This is a genomic window from Methylobacterium sp. 001424705 (assembly GCF_059816145.1).
Window position 1 is genome coordinate 82,844 of sequence record NZ_JCBANU010000021.1, and the last position, 24,902, is coordinate 107,745.

19 protein-coding genes are annotated in these 24,902 nt (G+C 69.0%); 8 read left to right on the forward strand and 11 right to left on the reverse strand.

Annotated elements, in window-relative coordinates:
- Positions 1-186: 186 nt before the first annotated feature.
- From uvrA to AC6EUL_RS16295, 3 genes are all read left to right on the forward strand, one after another.
- Positions 187-3,162, forward strand: coding sequence for an excinuclease ABC subunit UvrA (gene uvrA / locus AC6EUL_RS16285; protein WP_056272472.1), 2,976 nt, complete (start codon positions 187-189; stop codon positions 3,160-3,162).
- 511 nt (positions 3,163-3,673) lie between these two features.
- Positions 3,674-4,633 carry a transporter gene (locus tag AC6EUL_RS16290; RefSeq protein ID WP_056211306.1) on the forward strand — a complete coding sequence of 320 codons (960 nt, stop codon included), beginning with the start codon at positions 3,674-3,676 and terminating at the stop codon, positions 4,631-4,633.
- 255 nt (positions 4,634-4,888) lie between these two features.
- Positions 4,889-5,467, forward strand: coding sequence for a fasciclin domain-containing protein (locus AC6EUL_RS16295; protein ID WP_056354159.1), 579 nt, complete (start codon positions 4,889-4,891; stop codon positions 5,465-5,467).
- 94 nt (positions 5,468-5,561) lie between these two features.
- Here AC6EUL_RS16295 and hflX read toward each other — a convergent pair whose 3' ends face one another.
- The 4 genes from hflX to AC6EUL_RS16315 all read right to left on the reverse strand — a co-directional run bounded on the left by hflX (position 5,562) and on the right by AC6EUL_RS16315 (position 11,140).
- The gene (gene hflX / locus AC6EUL_RS16300) at positions 5,562-6,977 is read right to left on the reverse strand and encodes a GTPase HflX (protein ID WP_056354155.1); all 1,416 of its coding nucleotides are present in this window, start codon (positions 6,975-6,977) and stop codon (positions 5,562-5,564) included.
- Positions 6,978-7,090: 113 nt separating this feature from the next.
- Positions 7,091-7,345, reverse strand: a complete 255-nt coding sequence (gene hfq, locus AC6EUL_RS16305) for an RNA chaperone Hfq (RefSeq protein WP_009866358.1) — start codon at positions 7,343-7,345, stop codon at positions 7,091-7,093.
- 154 nt (positions 7,346-7,499) lie between these two features.
- Positions 7,500-8,870, reverse strand: coding sequence for a nitrogen assimilation response regulator NtrX (gene ntrX / locus AC6EUL_RS16310; RefSeq protein WP_056211300.1), 1,371 nt, complete (start codon positions 8,868-8,870; stop codon positions 7,500-7,502).
- On the reverse strand, positions 8,867-11,140 hold the full coding sequence (locus AC6EUL_RS16315) for a sensor histidine kinase NtrY-like (RefSeq protein WP_499871307.1): 2,274 nt from the start codon (positions 11,138-11,140) through the stop codon (positions 8,867-8,869). The genes ntrX and AC6EUL_RS16315 overlap by 4 nt, the downstream gene beginning before the upstream one ends.
- A 299-nt stretch (positions 11,141-11,439) precedes the next feature.
- Here AC6EUL_RS16315 and AC6EUL_RS16320 point away from each other — a divergent pair, with 299 nt between their 5' ends.
- Positions 11,440-13,038: a gamma-glutamyltransferase family protein gene (locus tag AC6EUL_RS16320; protein ID WP_499871309.1), complete on the forward strand. Its 1,599-nt coding sequence runs from the start codon at positions 11,440-11,442 to the stop codon at positions 13,036-13,038.
- Positions 13,039-13,137: 99 nt separating this feature from the next.
- Positions 13,138-14,412, forward strand: a complete 1,275-nt coding sequence (oxlT, locus tag AC6EUL_RS16325; protein WP_499871311.1) for an oxalate/formate MFS antiporter — start codon at positions 13,138-13,140, stop codon at positions 14,410-14,412.
- A gap of 72 nt (positions 14,413-14,484) precedes the next feature.
- Here oxlT and AC6EUL_RS16330 read toward each other — a convergent pair whose 3' ends face one another.
- The 4 genes from AC6EUL_RS16330 to dusB are packed head-to-tail and all read right to left on the reverse strand — an operon-like array spanning position 14,485 to position 18,766.
- On the reverse strand, positions 14,485-15,093 hold the full coding sequence (locus AC6EUL_RS16330) for a DUF6886 family protein (protein WP_499871313.1): 609 nt from the start codon (positions 15,091-15,093) through the stop codon (positions 14,485-14,487).
- Positions 15,090-16,553, reverse strand: a complete 1,464-nt coding sequence (gene ntrC, locus AC6EUL_RS16335; protein WP_499871315.1) for a nitrogen regulation protein NR(I) — start codon at positions 16,551-16,553, stop codon at positions 15,090-15,092. The genes AC6EUL_RS16330 and ntrC overlap by 4 nt, the downstream gene beginning before the upstream one ends.
- Positions 16,554-16,562: 9 nt before the next feature.
- Positions 16,563-17,678: a two-component system sensor histidine kinase NtrB gene (locus AC6EUL_RS16340; RefSeq protein ID WP_499871338.1), complete on the reverse strand. Its 1,116-nt coding sequence runs from the start codon at positions 17,676-17,678 to the stop codon at positions 16,563-16,565.
- A 35-nt stretch (positions 17,679-17,713) separates the two neighbouring features.
- Complete coding sequence (gene dusB / locus AC6EUL_RS16345) at positions 17,714-18,766, reverse strand: tRNA dihydrouridine synthase DusB (protein ID WP_056211289.1); 1,053 nt, start codon at positions 18,764-18,766, stop codon at positions 17,714-17,716.
- Between the two features lie 182 nt (positions 18,767-18,948).
- Between dusB and AC6EUL_RS16350 the strand changes: the two genes are divergently transcribed.
- The 3 genes from AC6EUL_RS16350 to AC6EUL_RS16360 all read left to right on the forward strand — a co-directional run bounded on the left by AC6EUL_RS16350 (position 18,949) and on the right by AC6EUL_RS16360 (position 22,797).
- A complete protein-coding gene (locus tag AC6EUL_RS16350) occupies positions 18,949-20,244 on the forward strand; it encodes a bifunctional 2-C-methyl-D-erythritol 4-phosphate cytidylyltransferase/2-C-methyl-D-erythritol 2,4-cyclodiphosphate synthase (protein ID WP_499871317.1) in 1,296 nt (431 codons plus the stop codon).
- Complete coding sequence (locus tag AC6EUL_RS16355) at positions 20,241-20,744, forward strand: CinA family protein (RefSeq protein ID WP_499871318.1); 504 nt, start codon at positions 20,241-20,243, stop codon at positions 20,742-20,744. The genes AC6EUL_RS16350 and AC6EUL_RS16355 overlap by 4 nt, the downstream gene beginning before the upstream one ends.
- A 262-nt stretch (positions 20,745-21,006) precedes the next feature.
- Positions 21,007-22,797 (forward strand): ABC transporter ATP-binding protein, encoded by a 1,791-nt coding sequence (locus tag AC6EUL_RS16360; RefSeq protein ID WP_499871320.1) that lies wholly within the window; start codon positions 21,007-21,009, stop codon positions 22,795-22,797.
- Positions 22,798-22,810: 13 nt separating this feature from the next.
- Here the strand turns inward: AC6EUL_RS16360 and AC6EUL_RS16365 are convergent, their stop codons facing one another.
- From AC6EUL_RS16365 to AC6EUL_RS16375, 3 genes are all read right to left on the reverse strand, one after another.
- On the reverse strand, positions 22,811-23,266 hold the full coding sequence (locus AC6EUL_RS16365; protein WP_056496302.1) for a type II toxin-antitoxin system RatA family toxin: 456 nt from the start codon (positions 23,264-23,266) through the stop codon (positions 22,811-22,813).
- Positions 23,267-23,273: 7 nt separating this feature from the next.
- Positions 23,274-24,236, reverse strand: coding sequence for a lipoyl synthase (gene lipA / locus AC6EUL_RS16370; protein ID WP_056211279.1), 963 nt, complete (start codon positions 24,234-24,236; stop codon positions 23,274-23,276).
- A 130-nt stretch (positions 24,237-24,366) separates the two neighbouring features.
- Positions 24,367-24,675 carry a GlsB/YeaQ/YmgE family stress response membrane protein gene (locus AC6EUL_RS16375; protein WP_499871323.1) on the reverse strand — a complete coding sequence of 103 codons (309 nt, stop codon included), beginning with the start codon at positions 24,673-24,675 and terminating at the stop codon, positions 24,367-24,369.
- Positions 24,676-24,902: the final 227 nt, after the last annotated feature.

Here is a 24,902-nt window from a genome sequence, read left to right on the forward strand (position 1 = left end):
GCGGTCGCGGCGGCTGAAACCTCTGCCGGAAGGCCGCGATATTGTCCGCGTACGCTTTTTGTTCTAGCTGAAGAGCGGCTATGCGTGGCGCGCGCCTTGCCCGACGCGGTGGTGCGCCCGACATGCCGCAGGGGCTCCGGTCGAGTCCCGACGAGTTCCGCGCCGAAGACGTTCCGAAGAGACTCCATGGCCAAAGCCAAAGCCGCTGCCAAGACATCGCAAGCCGAGGCCGAGCGGGTCGAAGCCAAGATCGAGGCGCTGTTCGACGGGGCTCGCGACGCGCGGGTCATCTCGGTGCGCGGCGCGCGCGAGCACAATCTGAAGAACATCGACCTGACGATTCCCCGCGATCGCCTCGTGGTCTTCACGGGTCTGTCCGGTTCCGGTAAATCGTCGCTCGCCTTCGACACCATCTACGCCGAGGGCCAGCGCCGCTACGTCGAATCCCTCTCGGCCTACGCGCGCCAGTTCCTGGAGATGATGTCGAAGCCCGATGTCGACCAGATCGACGGGCTCTCGCCGGCGATCTCCATCGAGCAGAAGACCACCTCGAAGAACCCGCGCTCGACGGTCGGCACCGTCACCGAGATCTACGACTACATGCGCCTGCTCTGGGCGCGGGTGGGCATTCCCTACTCGCCCGCGACCGGGCTGCCGATCGAGAGCCAGACCGTCAGCCAGATGGTGGACCGCGTCCTGGCCCTGCCGGAGAAGAGCCGACTCTACCTCCTGGCACCGGTGATCCGTGGCCGGAAGGGCGAGTACCGCAAGGAGATCGCCGAGTTCCAGAAGAAGGGCTTCCAGCGCCTGCGGATCGACGGCGAGTACTACGCCATCGACGACGTGCCGAAGCTCGACAAGAAGCTGAAGCACGACATCGACGTGGTGGTGGACCGGATCGTGGTGCGGGCGGACATCGCGGCGCGGCTGGCCGATTCCTTCGAGACCGCCCTGGAACTCGCCGATGGCATCGCCCTGATCGAGTTCGCCGAGACGCCGGAGGGCGCGGCGCCGAGGGAGGCCATCACCTTCTCGTCGCGCTTCGCCTGCCCCGTCTCCGGCTTCACCATCGCGGAGATCGAACCGCGGCTCTTCTCGTTCAACAATCCCTTCGGCGCCTGCCCGACCTGCGGCGGCATCGGCCACGAGATGCGGATCGACCCGGAGCTCGTGATCTCGGATGCCAAGCTCAGCCTGAAGCGCGGTGCCGTCGGTCCTTGGGCGAAGTCGACCTCTCCCTATTACGGCCAGACCCTCGACGCGCTGGCCCGCCACTTCGGCTTCAAGACCACGGTCGCCTGGGCCGATCTGCCGACGAAGGCCCGGGACGTGATCCTGTCCGGCACCGGTTCTGAATCGGTCCGCTTCGCCTACGACGACGGCATGCGCGCCTACGAGGTGAACAAGCCCTTCGAGGGCGTCATCCCGAACCTGGAGCGGCGCTACAAGGAGACCGAGAGCGACAGCTCGCGCGAGGAGATCGCGCGCTTCATGAGCGAGACGCCCTGCGCCACCTGCGGCGGCAAGCGCCTGAAGCTTGAAGCACTCTCGGTCAAGATCGCGATGCAGGATGTGGGCGAGATCACCGCCCTCTCGGTCCGAAATGCCCATGCATGGTTCTCGGAGCTGCCGGGCAAGCTCACCGAAAAGCAGAACGAGATCGCCTACCGGATCCTCAAGGAGATCCGCGACCGGCTGACCTTCCTGATCGATGTCGGGCTCGAGTACCTGACGCTGGCGCGCGGCTCCGGCTCGCTGTCCGGCGGCGAGAGCCAGCGCATCCGTCTGGCCTCCCAGATCGGCTCCGGGCTGACCGGCGTGCTTTACGTGCTGGACGAGCCGTCCATCGGCCTGCACCAGCGCGACAACGAGCGCCTGCTCGGCACGCTGAAGCGCCTGCGCGACCTCGGCAACTCGGTGATCGTGGTCGAGCACGACGAGGACGCGATCCTGCAGGCCGACTACGTCGTGGATGTCGGCCCGGGCGCCGGCATCCATGGCGGACGGATCATCGCCCAGGGCACGCCCGAAGAGGTGCTGAAGAACCCGGATTCGCTGACCGCCAAGTATCTCACCGGCGAGATGAGCGTGCGGGTACCGACGGCGCGTCGCAAGGGACGGAAGGGCACGCTCAGCCTCGTCGGGGCCCGGGGCAACAACCTCAAGAACGTCTCGGTCGACATCCCTCTCGGCACCTTCACCTGCATCTCGGGTGTCTCCGGCGGCGGTAAGTCGACCCTGATCATCGACACGCTCTACAAGGCGGTGGCGAAATCCCTGAACGGTGCCCTGGAGCACCCGGCGCCCTTCGAGCGGCTCGACGGGCTGGAGCATCTCGACAAGGTCATCGATATCGACCAGTCGCCGATCGGCCGGACCCCGCGGTCCAACCCCGCCACCTACACCGGCGCCTTCACGCCGATCCGCGACTGGTTCGCGGGCCTGCCCGAGGCCAAGGCGCGCGGCTATCAGGCCGGGCGCTTCTCCTTCAACGTGAAGGGCGGACGCTGCGAGGCCTGTTCCGGCGACGGCGTCATCAAGATCGAGATGCACTTCCTGCCGGACGTCTACGTCACCTGCGACGTCTGCAAGGGCCGCCGTTACGACCGCGAGACCCTGGAGGTGAAGTACCGCGACCACTCGATCGCCGACGTCCTCGACATGACCGTCGAGGAAGCCGCCGACCTCTTTAAGGCGGTGCCCACCATTCGCGAGAAGATGGAGACCTTGGCCCGGGTCGGCCTCGGCTACGTCAAGGTCGGGCAGCAGGCGACCACTCTGTCGGGCGGTGAGGCGCAGCGGGTGAAGCTTTCGAAAGAGCTGTCCAAGCGCGCCACAGGCCGCACGCTCTACATTCTCGACGAGCCGACGACGGGACTGCACTTCCACGACGTCGCCAAGCTCATGGAGGTGCTCCACGAGCTCGTCGACCAGGGCAACACCGTGGTGGTGATCGAGCACAACCTCGAAGTCATCAAGACCGCCGACTGGGTCATCGATATGGGCCCCGAAGGCGGCGACGGCGGTGGCGTCGTCGTGGCCCAAGGAACGCCCGAGCAGATCGCCAAGTCGCGGGCGAGCCACACCGGTCGATTCCTACGCGACGTCCTCGCGCGTCGGCCGGTCGCGGCGCCCGCGAAGGGTCGGGCCGCCGCCGAATAGCGCATCGGGACGACGCGAGATCCGACGATTCGCCGGGGCGACCGATCCGAACCGGTGGCGCAACGCATCAACCCGCCGGTCGGCAGCCCGGTCCGACCCGACCGAGCGCGCCGGACTGCGCAATGGTCCGCGGGCGGTTGCCGGATCGTCCTGGGACGGAACCGTAACCATAACAGCTTGAGTGTTCAGCGATATTTTGCCGTTCCAGGTCTTCGCGGAGGCGCGAAGACGTCGGCCAACCTGCTCAAAAGGTTAACAAATCCTTCCGCTGCACTGCACCGAAAATGCGACTTTTGCGCAACGGTCGGATCCGAACTGCCCCGTTTCCAAGCATTCCTCTGTCCTTCCGCGGCGTCCTGTAGAATAGTTCTCGACGTTGAGACTTGAGAACGGGCCGCAAGGGGGGCCGCCGGATCCACTGCAAACAAGCTGCGAACAAGCGGCGCATCGGCAGAATGGTTCGGACGGCTGCGTGGCGGACGCCTGAAATCCTTGGGAAGGAAGAGTAAAAATGTCGAAGAACTGGCTCGTTGCCGGAGCGCTCGCGCTCACGGTCGGCATGACCGCCACCGCATCCTACGCGCAGACCACGACGGTTCCGGGCGAGCAGGTCGGCCTGGCCACCGGCGCCCCGCTGCCCGAGGGCATCTATGCGCTGAACACGTTCGTCTTCCAGTCGCGGGACAATCCGTCGGCCGTCGACGTCGGTGTGAACGTCCCGGTGCTGGTCTGGTCGACCCCGTTCGTTCCCTTCGGCGGCCGCGTCGAGCTCCTCGTTGCTCCCCCCACCGTGTTCGCTTTCGGCAAGCGCGGCGGCCCCACCGGCGTGCGTGATCTGTCGATCAACGTCGGTACCTTCGTGGGCGGCATCTGGGCCTTCGATCTCGGCGGCGGCTTCGGCGTCAGCTTGCTCGGCGGTGTCTACCTGAACGAGCTGAACGGCGACCGCGGCGTTCTGGTGCAGAACAACGGTGTCCTCGGCGCCGGCGCCGTGCTGCCGCAGCTCTCCTCGAACACCTACCGCGCCGGCATCGCAGGCAGCTACACGGCTGATGGCTGGAACATCACCGCCAACCTGACCGCCAACTTCTACGACTCGCCGTCGTCGTTCGGTGGTGGCCGGAACTTCGGTACCGTCTACACCCTGTCCGACTCCCTCAACCTCGACCTGACCGCGACCAAGAAGTTCGGCAAGTTCGAGATCGGCGCCATCGCCTACGGCACCGTCAACTTCGACACCAGCCTCGGTCGGGTCGGCACCGTCAACGCCGCCTTCAACGATCGCGGCCGGTTCCTGATGGGCGGCCTCGTCGGCTACGACTTCGGGCCCGTCACCGCGCAGGTCTACGTCGCCCGCACCGTCGCGACCACCAGCTTCGACAGCACCGAGATCTCGGGCCGCCTGATCGTTCCGCTGTACTCGCCGACCCCGGTTGCCGCCGCTCCCGCGCCGATCATCCGCAAGTACTGATCTGACGTCCGGCGGCGGGGCCTGGCCCCGCCGCAGATGGGATCGCGCAAAGCCCGTCCGACACCTGTCGGACGGGCTTTCGCGTGTTCGGCGACAGAGAGCGCTCCGAGAGGTGATTTGAGCCGGTGCCTCGCGGGTAAGAGAAACCCCGTCCGCCCTTCAAGCAATCCGTCGGCGTCTGAAACTTTATCCGACCGTCCTCCGTACCGGACGATGATGCCCACGAAGGGGCAATCGTTCCAGAGGATACGCTCCATGATCACGCGTCACGCCCGTCGCCCGGTGGCTTCCAAGATCGCCGCCGTCGTGCTCGCCTTCTCCGTCGGCGCCACCTTCCCGGTCGCGGCCTTCGCCAAGAACCCGATGGTCGGCGGTGCGCCGATGTACGCCTCGAAGAACATCGTCGAGAACGCGGTGAACTCGAAGGACCACACCACCCTGGTCGCCGCCGTGAAGGCCGCCGGCCTCGTCGACACCCTGGCCAGCCCCGGCCCGTTCACGGTGTTCGCGCCCACCAACGCCGCCTTCGCCAAGCTGCCGGCCGGCACGGTCGAGACCCTGGTGAAGCCCGAGAACAAGGCGACCCTGACCAAGATCTTGACCTACCACGTGGTCCCCGGCACCTACACGGCCAAGGATCTGATGAAGCTCGCCAAGGACGGCGGCGGCGAAGCGCAGCTGAAGACGGTCGAGGGCGAGCCGCTGACCGTCCAGACCAAGGGCAAGAAGGTCTACGTGACCGACGCCAAGGGCAGCACCGCCACCGTCACCACCGCCAACGTGATGCAGTCGAACGGCGTCATCCACGTCATCAACGGCGTGCTCCAGCCCTGATCGTATCGGGCCCTCGGCGCCACTGACGGAAACGCCCGCGATCCGAAAGGATCGCGGGCGTCACGCGTTCAGGGACGAGCCGTCGGAAAGGTCGTCAACTCACCCGATTGAGGCGGCGCGCGCCCTCGAAGCGGTTCAGGAAGCGCGGCTCCTTCTCGGGCGCGATGCGGATGGCGAGGTGCATCGTGCCGCCCTCCTCCTCGCGCCGGTCGAGCACCTCGGCATTCTCGTAGAGCCAGTGCAGGGCGGCGCCGTCCTCCGGCGGCAGGACCACCGCGAAGGTCGAACGCTGGCGCGCGATCCGCGCTTCGATGCGCGCCGTCAGGACACCGAGCCCCTCCCCCGTCAGGGCCGAGACCAGCACCGGGGCATCGCTGTCCCGATCGCTGCGGCCCTGTCCGCTGAGATTCAGGAGGCGGGTTCGCTCATCCGCATCGAGGAGATCGGCCTTGTTCCAGACCTCGATGATGCGCGAGGCCGAAGTCTCGATCCCGAGCTCGCGCAGAACGGAGCCCACATCCTCCGCCTGGGCGGCGCTGTCCACGTGAGACACGTCGCGGACATGGAGCAGGATGTCGGCGTGGATCACGTCCTCCAGGGTCGCCCGGAAGGCTGCGATCAGGGAGGTCGGCAGCTCCGAGATGAAACCCACGGTGTCGGAGAGGATCACGGTCTCGCCGTGCGGCAGCTTCGTCGCCCGCGCCGTCGGGTCCAGGGTCGCGAACAGCATGTCCTGCGCCATGACCTGGGCCTTGGTGAGGGTGTTGAACAACGTCGACTTGCCGGCATTGGTGTAGCCCACGAGGGCCACGATCGGGTAGGGCACCCGTGCCCGGCTCTGTCGGTGCAGGCCGCGGGTCCGGGTCACGCTGTCGAGCTCGCGCTCGATCTTCGTCATCCGTTCCTGGATCATGCGCCGGTCGGCCTCGATCTGCGTCTCACCAGGACCGCCAAGGAAGCCGAAGCCGCCGCGCTGGCGCTCCAGGTGGGTCCAGGACCGGACGAGGCGGCTCTTCTGGTAGGCGAGGTGGGCATGCTCGACCTGCAGCGTGCCTTCGCGAGTCGAGGCGCGCCGGCCGAAGATCTCCAGGATCAGGCCGGTGCGGTCGATGACCTTGCAGCCGAAAGCCTTCTCGAGGTTGCGCTGCTGCACCGGCGACAGGGCGCAGTCCATCACCACGAGACCGATCTCGCGGGCGCGAATCACGCCGGCCAGCTCCTCGACGCGTCCCTTGCCGAGATAGGTTGACGGGCGGATCCGCTGCACCGGCGCAACGATGGCCTCGACGACGTCGAGCTCGATGGCGGCCGCGAGCCCGGCGGCCTCGTCGAGGCGCGCCTCGGTCGAGCGCAAGGCTTCCGGGCTGCCATCGGAATTGCCTCGGGCGGCGGCGGCGGCGCGCCCGAGATAGGGTCCGACGACGAGGGTGTGGGTTGCCGCCGCGATGTCACCCTCGGGGGCGGCCATCGCCTGGAGCCGGGCTTCGCCGGGCGTCATCGGTTCAGTCATGAAGTTCTTTGTTCAACCCTGTCCTGCGTGTCTTCAGGACAATGGGCGCTTGCCGGCCCCAGACAAGGGCGCGGCAAACCTTTCCGGCGGGACGGATGCAGTTTCCCGCGCGCTCAGGCCTTGTCCGGCGCCGTTTCGTCGGGCTCGAACAGCTGCACCGGGTGCCCCGGCATGATCGTCGAGATGGCGTGCTTGTAGACGAGCTGCGAATGGCCGTCCCGCCGCAGGAGCACGCAGAAATTGTCGAACCACGTCACCACGCCCTGAAGCTTGACGCCGTTCACGAGGAAAATCGTGAGCGGAATCTTGTTCTTGCGAACATGGTTCAGGAACGTGTCCTGGAGGTTCTGAGCGCGCTCGCCCGCCATTTTTTCTTATCCTTGGTTCGCATCGCCGCCCGCCGTAATGACGGGTTCTCGTCCGTTGGTCTCGCATGCCCCGACGCGCTGCGCAGCAGGGCGACGGTGCGGGAACATTACACGTGTATCGCGGTCGCGATGCAAGTGCATCGCCGCGGTGGTCTCAGGGGCCGATCCCGAGCGACTTGAGTTTTCGGTGGAGTGCGGAGCGCTCCATGCCGATGAACTCCGCCGTGCGGGAGATGTTGCCAGAGAATCGGGCGATCTGCGCGATCAGGTACTCGCGCTCGAAGATCTCGCGGGCCTCGCGGAGCGCCAGGCTCATCAGCTTCTCGCCGCCCGACCCGTTCGGCGTCGTCGGCACCAGGGCGCCGATCTCGGTGGGCAGCATCTCGGAGGTCACTTCCTGATCCGGATCCGTGTGGGTCAGGATCATCAGGCGTTCGACGTTGTTGCGCAGCTGGCGGACGTTGCCGGGCCAGTCGTGCGACTGGAGGACCGCCATGGCGTCCTCGGCGATGCGCCGACGCGGCAGGCCGGTCGCGCCCGAGATCTGCTCCATGAAGAAGGTGATCAGTTCGGGCACGTCCTCGCGGCGCTCCGACAGGGATGGCACCCGGATCGGCACCACCGAGAGGCGGTGGAACAGGTCCTCCCGGAAGCGGCCCCCGGCGATCTCCTCGGCGAGATCGCGCGACGAGGACGAGATGATGCGGACATCCACGTGCACCCGCGTCGTGCCGCCGACGCGCTGGAAGTTCTGATCGACCAGGACGCGCAGGATGCGGTTCTGGGTCTCGCGCGGCATGTCTGCGACTTCGTCGATGTAGAGCGACCCGCCATGGGCCTCCTCCAGGGCACCGACCCGGCGCGCCCGGCCCTCCCCCGCCTCGACGCCGAACAGCTCGGCCTCCATCGTGTCCGGTGTGATGGTGGCGGCGTTGATGACCACGAAGGGCCCGTTCGCCCGGGCCGACAGGGCGTGGAGGGTGCGTGCCGAGAGCTCCTTGCCCGAGCCCGGTGCCCCGAGGATCATCACGCGGGCGTTGGTCGGCGCCACCCGCTCCACGGTCTGGCGCAGCTGGTTGACCACCACCGAGGCGCCGACGAGCCGGCTGGCCTGCCCCGACCGGGCCTTGAGGTCGCGAACCTCGCGCTTGAGGCGCGAGGCTTCGAGGGCGCGCTCGGCCACCAGGATCAGCCGGTCGGCCTTGAACGGCTTCTCGATGAAGTCGTAGGCGCCGGCCTTGATCGCCGCCACGGCGGTCTCGATGTTGCCGTGGCCCGAGATCATCACCACCGGCAGGTCCGGGTGGCCGGCCTTGATCTGGTCGAGAACCTGCAGGCCGTCGAGGCGCGAGCCCTGCAGCCAGATGTCAAGGAAGACGAGGTGGGGCCGACGGGACTCGATCGCCGCCAGGGCCTCGTCCGAACCGCCGGCGGTGCGAGTGCGATGGCCCTCGTCGTCGAGGATGCCGGCCACGAGGTCGCGGATGTCGGCTTCGTCGTCGACGATGAGGATATCGGCGCTCATGACTGGATCTCCGCGATTGGGGGGGCCGTCCGCGCGGCGCCCTTCTCATCCTGCGCAGAGGGGTTGCCCTCCGGCGGCGTGTGGTTGGCTGAGTCTCGGACGGGGGCGGCGCTGGTGTCGCGCGGGACGCGCAGGCGTACGCGCCCTCCCCGACCTTCCGGATTGTCGTTCAATTCGATCCCGCCGCCATGCTCTTCGAGGACTTTGCTAACGATGGCCAGCCCCAGGCCGGTGCCACCCTCGCGGGTGGTCATATAGGGCTCCAGCAGCCGCTGGCGCCCCTCGATGGGAAATCCCTTGCCGTTATCCGTGACCTCGATGATCACGAACCCCTCTTCGAGAACGAGGCGCACGTCGACCTTGCCCTGGCCGAGTTCGGCCTCCGGCACGGCCTGCACCGCCTCGACGGCGTTCTTCAGGATGTTCGTGATCGCCTGGGACAGCAGGCGGATGTCGAACGCGGCCAGGATCGGCTGATCGCCGTCCTCGCCGAACGAGAATTCCATGTCGGGATGCGCCACCCGCATCATGAACAGGTTCTGGCGCGTGATCTCGCTGAGGTCGTTCTGCGCGATGGCCGGCTTCGGCATCCGTGCGAAGGACGAGAACTCGTCGACCATGCGCTTGATCTCGTCGACCTGGCGCACGATCGTCGCCGTGCACTGGTCGAACACCTCCTTGTCGGTGGTGATGACCTTGCCGTACTTGCGCCGGATGCGCTCGGCCGAGAGCTGGATCGGGGTCAGCGGATTCTTGATTTCGTGGGCGATGCGCCGGGCGACGTCCGCCCAGGCCGAGGTGCGCTGGGCCGAGACGAGATCGGTGATGTCGTCAAGGGTGACGACGAAGCCGCGGGCGCCGCCCTGAGCCTGCTCGCTGGTGACCCGAACGGTCACGGTGCGCTCGCGGCCGTCCCGCGTGAGCTGGATCTGCTGCTGCAGGGTGCGCAGGCGCGCCTCGCCGCCCTCTGGGAACAACGCCTGCAGCTCGGGTACCGCCTGGGTCAGGGGTTTGCCGACGATCGCGTCGGCCGAGAGCCCGAGGGTGCGCTCCACCGACGGATTGGCGATGGTGACGTGCCCCGCCGCGTCGACGCCGAGGACGCCGGGGGAGACGCCAGCCAGCACGGCCTCCGTGAATCGACGGCGCCGGTCGATGAGATCGCTGGCCGCCGTCAGACCGTCATGCTGGCGGCGCAACTCCTGCGTCATCTTGTTGAAGCTCTCGGACAGGTGCGCGAGGTCGCCGTCGCTCTTGCGGGCCGGGACCTGGGCGTAGAAGTTGCCCGAGGCGACCTGGTCGGCGGCGTTGATCAGGCGCCGGATCGGCGCGACGAAGCGGTTGGCGAAGTTGAGGCCGAACCACACCGCCGAGAGCAGGGCGATCAGGGCGATCAGCACGAAGACCGAGGCGAAGCTGATCTGGATCGAGCGCTTCAGCGAGTCGTAGGTCAGGTACTCGGCGGCGGCCGCCCGCGACACGCCTGGGAACTCGATGGCGAGCTGGCTCACCTCGCGCTGCACCAGCAGCACGGCGCCGTCATAGGCCGGCATCCGCAGGAGGGCGGCGAAGATGCGCCCCTCGTTCGGTACGAGGCAGATCGGATCGGTCGATTTCGCCGCGTCCTCGAAGGCCGCCGCCGAAGGCAGGCGGCGTTCCTTCAGGGTATCGATCTTAGCGCGCGCCACCACCTCGTTCGGGCCGCGCATGATCTCGGCCACCGGCAGGCCGAGGGCCGTGGCGCGGGTGGTGAGGAAGCTCTCGAACCAAGCGCGATTCACGTCGAAGTTCGGCCGTGCCCGAGTGAGGTCGTCGGCCAGGATGCGGATCTCGCGCGCCAGGCTCTGGCACTGGTTTTCCTGATAGGCATCCGCCACCTCGACGGATTTGAGAACCACGTCGCGGACCCGGTCGGTGAAGCCGAGCGACAAGCCGCGATCGATGGTCACCGCCGCCACCACTGCGAGGAGCACGGTCGGCAGGATGGCGATCAGGCTGAACAGGCCGACGATGCGGGTGTGCAGGCGGGCCACCGCGGCATTCGTCCGCCGCGCGTAGAGGAAGACCCGCGCCTCCCAGGCGATGATCACCACGAGGCCGAGGACGAGGAAGACATTGATGCCGAGGAGGGTCAGTCCCACCGTCGGCGTCGGCGTGACCCGGATCACGCCGGCCAGGATCAGAAAGGTGGTGATGGCGGAGACCAGCGCCGTGATGACCACTAGCGCACCGATCAGGCCTGGGCCGCGCGGCGGGGGACGCACCGTCATGGGTGATCGGTCGGTCCCGCCGGTCTCCGCCGGATCGGCGGAGCCCGAACCCTCCCGGGAGGCCTTGGAATTGTGGGACGAGCGGAGCCACGGCATCGCTGATGCGTCGCCACAACAGTGTGGCGAAATTAATACGAATTGGGCACGGAGGAGGGTCGGAATCTTCTCGAAGGCGAGGCGCCGCTTGGGCCCGAAGCCGCCGTCTGCGCCGGTGGGCCCGGCGCCCAGACCAGCCCGACAACGATCGACGCCCCGTGTAAATACATTATCCTTCAGCGCATCCTCACGCAGAGATCACCATGTCCAACACCCCCGTCTTCGCTTCGGCCGCGGTCGCGGCGCCCCACCGCCTCGCCGCCCAGGCCGGGCAGCACGTCCTGGCGCAGGGGGGCAACGCGATCGAGGCGATGACGGCCATGGCCGCCGCCATCGCGGTGGTCTACCCGCACATGAACGGGATCGGCGGCGACGGCTTCTGGCTGGTACGCGAACGCGGCGGGCGGGTGCGCGGCATCGAGGCTTGCGGCCCGGCCGGCCAGAACGCCACGATCCGGCGCTACCGGGAGAAGGGCTACGAGGTCCTCCCGTCCCGGGGCCCGGATGCGGCGCTCACCGTGGCGGGCGCCATCGGCGGCTGGCGCCTCGCCCTCGACCTGTCGAAGGCGCTGGGTGGCCGCCTACCCCTCTCCACCCTGCTCGCCGACGCGATCCGCCATGCCCGGGACGGCGTCGCGGTCTCACCCTCGGAGGCGCGCTACGTCCCGAAGGAGCTCGACACGCTCCACGACCAGCCGCACTTCGCGGAGACCTTCCTCGACGGCGGCAAGCCGTTCGCGGCTGGCGCCCTCCGCAAGCTGCCGGCGCTCGCCGGCACCCTGGAGCAGCTGGCCCATGCGGGTCTCGACGACTTCTACAGGGGCGACCTCGGGCGCGAGATCGCCGCCGACCTCGAACGGCTCGAAACGCCCGTGACCCGGGCCGACCTCGAAGCCTATGCGCCCCGCGAACGCGCGCCGCTCGCGATCCGCCGCCGGGATGCCATGCTCTACAACTTCCCGCCGCCCACCCAGGGCATCGCCGCGCTGTTGATCCTCGGCATCTTCGACCGCCTTCGGATCGACCGGCCCGAGACCACCGCGCATTACCATGGGCTGATCGAGGCCACGAAGCGCGCCTTCGCGATCCGCGACCGGATCGTGACCGACTACGATCGCCTGGCTGTCGACCCCGCCAGCTTCCTGACGCCGGAGCGCCTGGACCGCGAGGCGGCACAGATCGACATGCGCCGGGCCGCGAGCGTGCCCCTGCGCAACCCCGGCGAGGGCGACACCGTCTGGATGGGCGCCATCGACCGCGACGGCCTGGCGGTGTCCTACATCCAGTCGATCTACTGGGAATACGGCTCCGGCATCGTGTTGCCGAAGACCGGCATCCACTGGCAGAACCGGGGGACCTCGTTCTCCCTCGACGCCACGGCGGTGAACCCGCTGGAGCCCGGCCGCCGCCCGTTCCACACCCTGATTCCGGCCCTCGCCTGCTTCGACGACGGCCGCGTGATGTCCTACGGCAGCATGGGCGGCGACGGGCAGCCGCAGTTTCAGTCGCAGATCTTCGCGCGCTACGCCGATTACGGCATGGACCCGGCGGCCGCCGTCGACGCGCCGCGCCTTCTCTACGGCCGGACCTGGGGGGCCGAATCCCTCACCGTAAAGGTCGAGGACCGCTTCGACCCGGCCTGCATCGCCGCGCTGCGCAAGCTCGGTCACGAGATCGAGGAACTCGGCGGCGCCTACATCGACTCCCTCGGCCATGCCGGCATGCTCGTGCGTCACGCAAGCAACGGCGCGATCGCCGCGGTCCACGATCCGAGATCCGACGGTGGTTCGGAGGGGCTGTAACTTCCCCTGATCTTCGCGGCTGGGTTGCGTCATAAGACGAGATGGAACAACGACTTGGCACCATCCTTGCGAAGGCCGGTCCATCGCAAGGAGCGAATAATGGATACGACCCTTTCCCGCCAACGCTGGCTGCAACTCGGCCTCGGGCTGATCGCCATGATGGCGATCTCCAGTCCGCAGTACGTCTGGACGCTCTTCACCAAACCGCTGATCGCGACGACCGGCTCGACGCTGCCACAGATCCAGTGGACCTTCACGATCCTGATCGTGCTTCAGACCTTTTTCTCGCCGGTACAGGGCTACCTGATCGATCGGTTCAGCCCCAAGCTGATGATCGCGCTGGGGGCCGCCCTGTCCGGCCTTGGCTGGGTCCTGGCTGCCCGGGTCGATACCCTTCTGGGTGTCTACGCCACCTATGGGCTATTCTGCGGCCTCGGCACCGGCATCGTCTATGTCGGCATCGTCGGCCTGATGGTGAAGTGGTTTCCCGACCGGCGCGGCTTCGCCGTCGGCGTGGTCGCGGCGGGTTACGGCATGGGCGCCATGCTGAGCACCTTCCCGATCAGCGACATGCTCACCGCATCGGGCTACCGTCACACGCTCACGGTGTTCGGCATCGTGCTCGGAGCGATCGGAGCGCTCGCGGCCCTCGGTCTGCGCGCACCGCGCGCCGGTGAGGTGCTGCCGCCCCCGGCCGTCAACCTGTCGACCTGCGCCCACGACACCCCCCCGCGGGTGATGCTGCGGACGCCGCTGTTCTGGCTGATGTTCGTGATGATGACGATGATGTCGACCGGCGGCCTGATGGTGGTGGCCAACTTCGCCTCCTTCGCCCGCGACTTCGGTGTCGCCGATGCGATCATCTTCGGCTTCGTTGCCCTGCCCTTCGCGCTGACCTTCGACCGCATCACCAACGGCCTGACCCGCCCGTTCTTCGGCTGGGTCTCCGACAAGATCGGTCGCGAGAACACCATGGGCATCGCCTTCGCGGCCGAAGCGGTGGCGATCGCCCTGCTCCTAGTGTTCCGCGAGAACGCCTACGCCTTCGCGCTGCTCTCCGGCGTGGTGTTCTTCGCCTGGGGCGAGATCTTCTCGCTGTTCCCCTCGATCCTCACTGACACGTTCGGCACCAAGCATGCCACGACGAATTACGGCTTCCTCTACATGGCCCAGGGCATCGGCTCGCTCTTCGGCGGCCCGATCGCGGCTTGGATCTACGCCGTGCAGGGATCGTGGCTGCCGGTCTTCGCGATCATCATCACCCTCGACGTGCTGACCGCGATCCTCGCCTACTTCGTGCTGAAGCCGATGCGTCGGCGCTGGCTCGACGGAAGCGTCGAACCGGTGCTCGTGGGCAAGCCCGCCATGGCCTGATAGGCGACACAGCGAGAGCGCGGCGGCGACGCGGACGGGGCAACCCGTCCGCGTTTCGCTGGGCCGGGATCGTCAGGGCCAATGGGCGATCGGCCGAGGCGGTCCGCCCTCGGGGGGTACCCAATCCTGTGCGTTCCGGAGGCGAATGCCGCTGGCGTGCAGGCTCGATCGCCAGATCGGCGCGAGCGGGGTGAGACGGGGCAGCATGCGAAGCTCCAAACCCGCCCAAGCCATTGCAGCCGGCAGATCGGGGAGGCTGTCACGGCTGTCCGGAATGACAGCGCGCCGCGAGACCCAGGTGCCGGGATCTCCGGCAGGCTCGAACGCTTCGGATGGCATCGCGTAGCGGTGGAGCGTCCCGGATCGGATCCGGTCCATCCAGGCTTCCTCCACATAGGCGACGGCGCGGCCCGCGACGTCCCCGAACCAGGTCCGCCGGTCCTCCGGCGAGGTCTCGGCGGTCGGCCAGATCACGATCCGGGGACAGTCGCGGGGGAAGAGGTAGAGCAGGCTGTGGGCAGCATCGATCGCCCAGACCAGGGAGCCGTTCAGCCAGGCCCGGTCCGGACCGCGATCGATGGGGACCCGAACGGGACGCGGCACGAAGAGCCGGATCGCCGGATCCTCGCTGAAGTGGAACAGGCCGGGTGCGCGCTCCGCGGCGTCGCCCGGGCGGGTCACCGCGCGTTGCGGAAGACCTGCAGGTCGAGGTCTCGGACCTTCTTGCGCAGGGTGTTGCGGTTCACGCCCAGTAGCTCCGCCGCCCGGATCTGGTTGCCGCGGGTGGCGGCCAACGCCGCACCGATCAGCGGCCCTTCGATCTCGCGCAGGATGCGGTGGTACAGGCCCGGCGGAGGCAGGGTGTCCCGGTATCCGCTGAAATACTCGGCGAGGTGGCGCTCCACCGCGCCCGACAGCGTCTCGGCCTCGCCGGGTGGCTTGCGGGCGCCGGCCGCGCCGTTCGGCTGGCTCTGGGCCAGCGGCAGGGTGTCGAGCTCGGCCTCGATGACGGGCCCGGTGATCGTCTCCTGCGGGTAGAGGGCTGCGAGGCGCCGGACGAGGTTCTCCAGCTCGCGGACATTGCCGGGCCAGCGATAGCGCTTCAGCCGCTCCATCGCCTCGCCGTCGAGCTGCTTGCGGCTCAGGCCCTCGCGCTCCACCAGGATGAAGAAGTGGCGGATCAGGTCGGGCACGTCCTCGGAGCGCTCGCGCAGGGCCGGCAGGCGTAGGGGCACCACGTTCAGCCGGAAGAACAGATCCTCGCGGAAGATGCCCTGCTGGATCGAGACCCGCAGGTCCTTGTTCGTCGCCGCGATGATGCGGACGTTGGTCTTGATCGGCACCCGGCCGCCGACGGTGGTGTACTCGCCCTGCTGCAGCACGCGCAGGAGGCGGGTCTGCGCCTCCATGGGCATGTCGCCGATCTCGTCGAGGAACAGCGTGCCGCCCTCGGCCTGCTCGAAGCGGCCGGCCGAGCGCGACAACGCGCCGGTGAAGGCTCCCTTCTCATGACCGAACAGCTCGGATTCGATGAGGTCGCGCGGGATGGCGGCCATGTTCACGGGCACGAACGGGCCGGTCCGGCGCCGTCCGTAATCGTGCAGCGCCCGGGCGACGAGCTCCTTGCCGGTGCCGGACTCGCCGGTGATCATCACGGTGAGGTCGGTCGGCATCAGCCGGGCCAGCGCCCGGTAGATCTCCTGCATGGCCGGCGAGCGCCCGACCAGGGGGATGTCCTCGTTGCCCGGGTCGGCCCCGGCGGGCGCGGTGCCGCGCGGACGGGACAGGGCGCGCCCGACGATGGCGATCAGCTCCTTCAGGTCGAAGGGCTTGGGCAGGTATTCGTAGGCGCCCCGCTCGGACGCGCGGATCGCCGTCATGAAGGTGTTCTGCGCACTCATGACGATGATCGGCAGCTCCGGCCGCACCCGCTTGATGCGCGGCAGCAAGTCGAAGACGCTCTCGTCCGGCATCACCACGTCGGTGATGACGAGGTCGCCCGCGCCTTCGGCGACCCACCGCCAGAGGGTGGCGCAATTGCCGGTCGAGCGGACCTCGTACCCGGCCCGCGACAGGGCTTGGTTGAGGACGGTGCGGATGGCGGCGTCGTCATCCGCGACGATGATGTGTCCGTTGGGCATGACGCGACTCTACAGCTCCGCGGACGATTCGCGCCCGTCGCGGGCGCTCGACATGGGGAGAAGAAGGCGGAACGTGGTTCGGCGGGGGACCGGATCGCACTCGACGATCCCGCCATGGTCGCCGATGATCTTGGCGACTAATGCAAGTCCGAGGCCGGAGCCTTGCGCCTTCGTCGTGACGAAGGGATCGAACAGGTCGGGCAGCAGGTCCGCCGAGACGCCGGGACCGTTGTCCCGCACAGCGACCTCGATCGGCAGGCTGACGCGCTCGCGCGACCCCGGCACCTGCAGGCGCAGGCCGGTGCGGAAGGCCGTCGACAGGGTGATCTCGCCGTCGACCGCGTCGGCGCCGATGGCCTCGGCGGCGTTCTTCACGAGGTTCAGGATCACCTGCACGAGCTGGTCTCGGTTGCCCAGCACCGGCGGCAGGGAGGGATCGTAGGTTTCGACGAAGCGGATATGGCGGGCGAAGCCCGACTGTGCCGAGCGCTTCACCTGGTCGAGCACGCCGTGCACGTTGACCGAGCCGCGCTCCACCGGGCGCTCGTCCCCGAACAGCTCCATGCGCTCGACGATGCGTACGATCCGGTCGGATTCGTCGCAGATCAGGCGGGTCAGGAGACGATCGTCCTCGTTGCCCGATTGTTCGAGGAGCTGGGCCGCCCCGCGGATGCCCGCGAGCGGGTTCTTGATCTCGTGGGCCAGCATGGCGCCGAGCGCCACCATGGAGCGTGCGGCGCCCCGATGGGTGAGCTGGCGGTTCATCTTGTCGGCGATGGTGCGTTCCTGGAGCATGAGGACCACGGCTTCCTCGTCGTCGCCCAGGGGCGTCGCGAAGACGTCGACGCTGCGCTCGAGGCCCGAGCGCGGCTGCACCAACTCCACCCCGTACTCGCTGACGCTGGCCCGGCGCCGCCGCACCTCCGCCACCAGGGCGATGATCGGCGAGGCGAAGGGGATGATGTCCGAGAGGCGCCGCCGCTGCATCAGCCGGGCGGAATGATCGAAGAAGGTCTCGCCGGCATGATTGACGTGGAGGATGTGGTCGTTCGCCCCGACCGTCAGGACCGGCAGCGGCAGGGCGTTGATCACCGCCTCGTTGGTGGGGATGGCGTCGGGTCGCATGGCACCGCCGCGCCCCGAGATCGGCTTGTCCGAGCTCATGCGGCCTCCCCGATGGCGTGCGGCAGTATCCCGCCGCAATCCGCGCCGAAGGCCCGGGCCAGGAGGGTGGTGGCGACCGCCGGGTCCGTGGTGGTGAGAAGGCGCATCCGGTCCTCGGCCGAGAGGCCGCCGCCGGCCTCCGCATAGGCTGCCAGGTGCTTGCGGGCGTGGCGCACGCCCATGCGCAGGCCGTAGAGGGCGAGGAGGCCTTGATAATGCTCCACCGCCAGGGCGGCCTTCTCGGCACCCGACAGGACGGGCGCGGGCTGGCCCGCGAGGCCGGCGGCGAGGGCGCCGACGAGCCAGGGCCGTCCCACCGCCGCCCGCCCGACCATTAGGCCGGCGGCGCCGGAGCGCGCGAGGCAGGTTCGCGCCTCGGCGAGGGTGGCGATGTCGCCGTTGGCGATGACCGGAATGGCCACCGCCTCGACCACGGCGCGGATCGCGACCCAATCGGCCTGGTCCTTGTAGAATTGCTGCCGCGTCCGGCCGTGCACCGTCACGGCGTTCAGCCCGAGCCTCTCGGCCCGGCGCGCGAGGTCGGGGGCATTGAGGTTGGCGTGGTCCCAGCCGAGGCGCATCTTCACCGTGACGGGGACCCGCACGGCCCCCCGCACGGCGGCGAGGATGCGGGTCGCCCCCTCGATGTCGCGCATCAGCGCCGAGCCCGAGGCGACGCCGGTCACCACCTTGGCGGGACAGCCCATGTTGATGTCGATCACGTCCGCCCCGTTGGCTTCTGCGATGCGCGCGGCCTCCGCCATCGGCTCCGGGGCGCAACCCGCGAGCTGCACGATGTGCGGATCGACGCCGCTGCCCTCTGCCCGCAGCCGAGCTTCCTGGTCGCCGCGGGCGAGTTCCGCGGCGGCCACCATCTCGGAGACGACCGCGCTCGCACCGAGGCGTCGCGCGATGCGTCGGACATGCAGGTCGGTGACACCGGACAGCGGCGCCAAGAGGACCGGAACGGGTCGCTCGCCGCCGGGGGGCGCGAGGCCACCCTCGGTCTCCGACCCGCGGAGAAAGCTCAAATAATCATCAGCGCACATTGTGCTCAACAAATAGACAAAACGGCAGGCCGCGCAAGCGATTCCCGGGATTTGATTTCAGCTTCTCCCGCGCTTAAACGACAGACCGCCCATCGGTGGGCCACCGAGCCATTCGCATCGCGCGCGCGTGGGGACTGGTCGGTGCGCGAATCTTCACACACCCGAAGCGCGGGAGCATACCCATGTCCGGTACCGCGTGGAATGCGGCAGCGGTGGTCGTCGCCGCCGGCCGCGGCATCCGCATCGGGGGCGACACCCCGAAACAGTACCGCCGCGTCGGCGGCCATGCGGTGCTGACCCGGACGCTGGCGGCCCTGGCGGCCCATCCGGGCATCGGCCGAATCCAGCCGGTGATCGCCCCGGACGCCGCGGACTTCTATCGCGCCTGCCTCGACGATCTCGACGCCGCCATCCGGGACAAGCTCGCCGATCCCGTGCCCGGCGGCGCCACCCGCCAGCAATCGGTCCGCGCCGGACTTGAGGCCCTGGACGGCGCCGGCGCACCGGATCTCGTCCTCGTTCACGACGCCGCGCGTCCGCACGTGGATGTGGCCCTGATCGAGCGCGCCCTCGTGGCCGGCCGCGACCATCGCGCCGCCGTGCCGGGCATCGCCGTCACCGACACGATCAAGGTGGTGGAGGACCTCGGCGACGGCACCGGCCGGGTCCGCGAGACGCCGCAGCGCGAGGGCCTGCGCGCGGTTCAGACGCCCCAGTCCTTCGCCTACGGCCCGCTGCGCGACGCCCATCGCCGCGCGGCCGAGGCCGACCTGCACGCCTTCACCGACGACGGGGCCCTCGCCGAATGGGCCGGCTTAGCCGTCGTCGTCTTCGAGGGCGACCCGCGCAACCGCAAGATCACCCAGCCGGCCGACCTGATCGAGGCCGATCGCGGCTTCTCCGGCCAACACCCCACCGCCCTGAGCGAGGCCCATCCCATGACCACCTACGTCACCCGCCTCGGTACCGGCTTCGATGTCCACGCCTTCACGGAGGGCGACCATGTCTGGCTCGGTGGCGTGAAGATCCCGGCGGACCGGGGCGTCCTCGCCCACTCGGACGGTGACGTCGCCCTCCACGCCCTCACCGATGCCCTGCTCGGTGCGATCGCGGACGGCGATATCGGCACCCATTTCCCGCCGAGCGACGAGCAGTGGCGCGGCGCCTCGTCCGACCGCTTCCTCGCCCATGCGGTGGACCTGGTGCGAGCGCGCGGCGGCAAGATCGACCACCTGGACATCACCGTCCTGGCCGAGGCCCCGCGCATCGGCGCGCATCGCGAAGCCATCCGCGCCCGCATCGCCGAGATCGCCTGCGTGCCGCTCAGTTCCGTCTCGATCAAGGCGACCACCACCGAGAAGCTCGGCTTCGTCGGCCGTGCCGAGGGCCTCGCCGCCCAGGCCGCCGCCACGGTGCGGCTGCCCGAGATGACGGCCGAGCTCAACGCCGCCGACGAGACGGCCGAGCGCCGCGCGTGATCGACGATACCGCCCTGCTGGCCCGGGCGGAGGCGCTTGTCGCCGCCTACGCGGCGGCGGGCCTGACGGTCGCCACGGCCGAATCCTGCACCGGCGGCCTCGTCGCCGGGCTGCTCACTGCGATCCCGGGCTCCTCGGCGGTGGTGGAGCGTGGCTTCGTCACCTACTCGAACGCCGCCAAATCCGAGTGCATCGGCGTACCCGCCGACCTCATCGCCGCCCACGGCGCAGTGAGTGCGCCGGTGGCCCGCGCCATGGCCGACGGGGCCCTGGCCCATGCCCGCGCCAGTGTCGCTGTCGCGATCACCGGTATCGCCGGGCCCGGCGGCGGCGGCGCCGACAAGCCGGTCGGCCTCGTGCATTTCGGTCTCGCCGCCAGGGGCAACACCGTGCGCCACCTGGAGCGTCGCTACGGCGACCTCGGCCGCACCGAAATCCGCCGGCAGGCGGTGGCCGATGCGCTCGGCCTCCTGGAATCGGTCCTCGCACCGACGTCTTGAATCCGACACGCCCGACTGCCAGGATGCCACTCACGGCGCACCCACGCCGTGTTCGTCCGCGAACCCATGGGGAGGCTGCATGACATCGATATCGTTCGCCGCCCCGGCCCGCCCGCGCCGCGTGCGCCTGCCGGTCTGACGTCGCTGCGCGCCTGAGCGCGCCAGCGCGTCCCCGTTCCGTCCCCCCCCCTTCTTCGGCCACTCGCTGCGGCGCCCGGGCCGTCCACGGAGTCGGCGCGCGTTCCGCGCCGTGATCGCGTCCATGATTCTCGACCGCCTGAAAGGCGCGGAGGCCTATCGGGCCGTTCTCGCGTTCCTCGTCCGCCAGTGGCGCAGTCGGCTCCGCCTCCTCGGCGGCGTCGTCGCGGCGATCGTCGGATCGACCCTGGCCGACGTGTTCCTGCCCCTGTTCGCCGGTCGGCTGGTCGACGCGCTCTCGGCCGTCGACCGCGCGTCGGCCCGCTTGGATGCCCTCGTCGCCTTCGCCGCCATGGGCGGCCTCGGGCTCGTCACCCTGGGTCTACGTCACGTGGCTTGGTCCCTTGTGGTGCCGCTCACCCTCTCGACCATGCAGACGGTGGCGCAGGCAGGCTTCCACCGGGTTCAGCGCCTTTCCACCGAGTGGCACGCCAACAGCTTCTCGGGCTCCACCGTGCGCAAGGTCTCGCGCGGGATGTGGGCCCTCGAAGGCCTGAACGACACGCTGCTGCTGGAACTGCTGCCGGCCTTCGTGGTGCTCGTCGGCACCATGTTGCTCCTCGGCTTGCAATGGCCCGTGATGGGGCTGGTGATCGGCTTCGGCTCGCTGATCTATCTCGGCATCGTCGTGGCCCTTGCCACGCGGGTCATCGCACCGGCGGCCCAGCTCTCCAACGTCTGGGATTCCCGGCTCGGCGGAGCCCTGAGCGACGCAGTCGGGGCCAATGCGGTGGTCAAGGCCTTCGGCGCCGAGGCGCGCGAGGATGCGCGCCTCGCGCGCCTCCTCGGCAAGTGGAACCGGCGTACGCACCGCACCTGGATGCGGATCACCTGGAGCATCACGGCGCAGTTCGCGCTGCTCCTCCTGCTGCGCACGGCGATCGTCGGCACGGCCCTGTGGCTGTGGTGGACGGGGGCGGCGACTCCCGGCGACGTGGCGTACGTGCTCACCACCTACTTCGTGGTGCATGGCTACCTGCGGGACATCGGCAGTCAGATCAACCGGGTGCAGCGGGGGGTGAACGAGATGGAGGAACTCGTGGCCCTCGAGGCCGAGCCCTACGGCGTCGCGGATCGGCCGGGCGCCACGGCGCTCGTCGCAAAGGGCGGCGACCTCCGGTTCGACCGCGTCACCTTCCACTATGCCGGGCACGCGACGCCGCTCTATCGCGACCTCTCGGTGCACATCCCCGCCGGGCAGCGGGTCGGGCTCGTCGGCCGCTCGGGCTCCGGCAAGACGACCTTCGTCAAGCTGGTGCAGCGCCTCTACGACGTCACGGGCGGCCGCGTCTGCATCGAGGGGCGGGACGTCGCCGGCGTGACGCAGGCGACCCTGCGCGCCCACATCGCCATCGTGCCGCAGGAGCCCGTCCTGTTCCACCGGTCGCTGGCCGAGAACATCGCCTATGCCCGCCCCGGGGCCTCGGCGGACGAGATCGCGCGCGCGGCCCGCCTCGCCAACGCACACGACTTCATCGCCCGCCTGCCTCAGGGCTACGCCACCTTGGTGGGCGAACGCGGCGTCAAGCTCTCGGGCGGCGAGCGCCAGCGGGTGGCGCTGGCCCGCGCCTTCCTGGCCGACGCGCCGATCCTCATTCTCGACGAGGCCACCTCGAGCCTCGACTCGGAATCGGAGGCGCTGATCCAGGAGGCGATGGAGCGGCTGATGCGCGGGCGCACGGCCATCGTGATCGCGCACCGGCTCTCCACCGTGCGCGCGCTCGACCGGATCCTCGTCTTCGACGGCGGCCGCATCGTCGAGGACGGGACCCACGACGACCTGCGGGTTCGGCCGGGGGGACGCTACCGCGCCCTGTTCGAGCGCCAGGCCAGCGGCGGCGTGGTGGCGGCGTGAAGGGCGGCGCGGCTCAGGCCGCGCCGTAGACCCGGTTCGCCCGCGCCTCGAAGGCGTCTGTGAACTTGCGGAAGGCGCGATCGAACATCGTGCCCATGAGCATCCCGAGCGTCCGGCTCTTGAACTCGTAGGTGATGAAGAAGTCGATCGTGCACGCCCCGTCCACGGCTTCCTTGAAGGCCCAGCGGTTCTCGAGGTGGCGGAACGGGCCGTCGATGTACTCGGCGACGATGCGCAGGTTCTGGGGGTCGAGGGTGACGCGCGTGGTGAAGCGCTCGCGAATCGCCTTGTAGCCGACGCCCATCTCGGCCACGAGCACCTCCGTGCCGTCCGCCCCCGGCTGGCGCCGGAGCACACGCAGGGATTCGCAGAGGGGCAGGAAGTCCGGGTAGCGCTCCACGTCGGCCACGAGGTCGTACATCTGGCGCGGCGAGTGGCGCACCGCGCGGTTGATCCGGAATGAGGGCATCGAGACTCTAGGCGTTGGCGATGCGGGCGAGACGGGCCGCCTTCAGCTTTGCGAAATCCTCTCCGGCGTGATGGGAGGAGCGGGTCAGGGGCGTCGCCGAGACGAGGAGGAAGCCCTTGGTGTAGGCGGTGGTTTCCAGGCCCCTGAACTCGTCCGGGGGCACGAAGCGCACCACCTCGTGGTGCTTCTTGGTCGGCTGGAGGTACTGGCCGATGGTGAGGAAGTCGACATCCGCCGAGCGCAGGTCGTCCATGAGCTGAACCACCTCGTTCCGTTCCTCGCCGAGGCCGACCATGATGCCGGACTTGGTGAAGATGGTCGGGTCGAGTTCCTTCACGCGCTGGAGCAGGCGCACCGAGTGGAAGTAGCGCGCGCCGGGGCGGACCGTGAGGTAGTTACCCGGCACGGTCTCCATATTGTGGTTGAACACGTCGGGCCGGGCCGCGACCACGATCTCAAGGGCGCCGGCTTTGCGCAGGAAATCCGGGGTGAGCACCTCGATGGTTGTGGCGGGGCTGCGCGCGCGGATCGCCCGGATGGTGCGGGCGAAGTGCTCGGCGCCGCCATCGGCGAGATCGTCGCGATCCACCGAGGTGATCACCACGTGGTGCAGGCCGAGCTTGGCAACGGAATCCGCGACCTTGTCGGGTTCGCCCACATCGAGGCCCTCCGGCAGGCCGGTGCGCACGTTGCAGAAGGCGCAGGCCCGCGTGCAGGTGTCGCCCATGATCATGAAGGTGGCGTGCTTCTTCTCCCAGCACTCGCCGATGTTGGGGCAGCCGGCCTCCTCGCAGACCGTGACGAGGCCGTGCTCGTGGACGATCCTGCGCGTGTCCTCCCAGCCCTTGGAGCCGGGGGCCTTCACGCGAATCCAGTCGGGCTTGCGCTGAATCGGCTTATCGGGCCGGTGCGCCTTCTCGGGGTGGCGCGGACGCTGGTCGTTACGAAGGAGGTCGAGGACGACGGCCATGACAATCCACGGGATTCGCCCGCGAGACGCCGGCGCGTGCCCAGGACTTAAGGCGTGACGCCCCCGACCGCAAACCCGCCGCGGCGGAACGGCGCGACAGGGGCCGTCGTTCGTCAGCTCCGCCGCCGGCTCAATACCGGCGTCCGGCCACCGTCGGGTCGATCGTGGCCATGAGGATCGCGCCGACCGTCGCCGAGATCGGGTTGTGCGAGAATCCGAAGATCGGGATGGGCCGCTTGTGGGCGAGGCCGTTGCCGAGCCGGCCGCCGAGGATCCCCGTCACGAAATCGGCAAGGCGACCCATGTTCGCCGCGGTCAACCGCTCGGCGAGCCATCCCGCCAGCGCCCCGACGACGATCGCCATGAGCAAGGCGACGCCGGGCTGACCCAGGGCGCCGTAGACGTGTCCATCCAGCGCGGGCTCTCCTGTGCGCGGCACGCGATCGTTCCGGTCGGCGGGCGCTCGGGTGTCGCCTTGGCCGGCGGCTTGCGAGGCGGGCGTTCGGCGCGGCCTCGGAGGGGCGGCTGTGCCGCTTGGGTCGTAGCGCGGGATCAGGTGTGGATTACCTTCCCGTATGCATCCAGCACACTCTCGTGCATCATCTCGCTGAGCGTCGGGTGCGGGAAGACCGTGTGCATCAGGTCTTCCTCGGTGGTCTCCAGGTT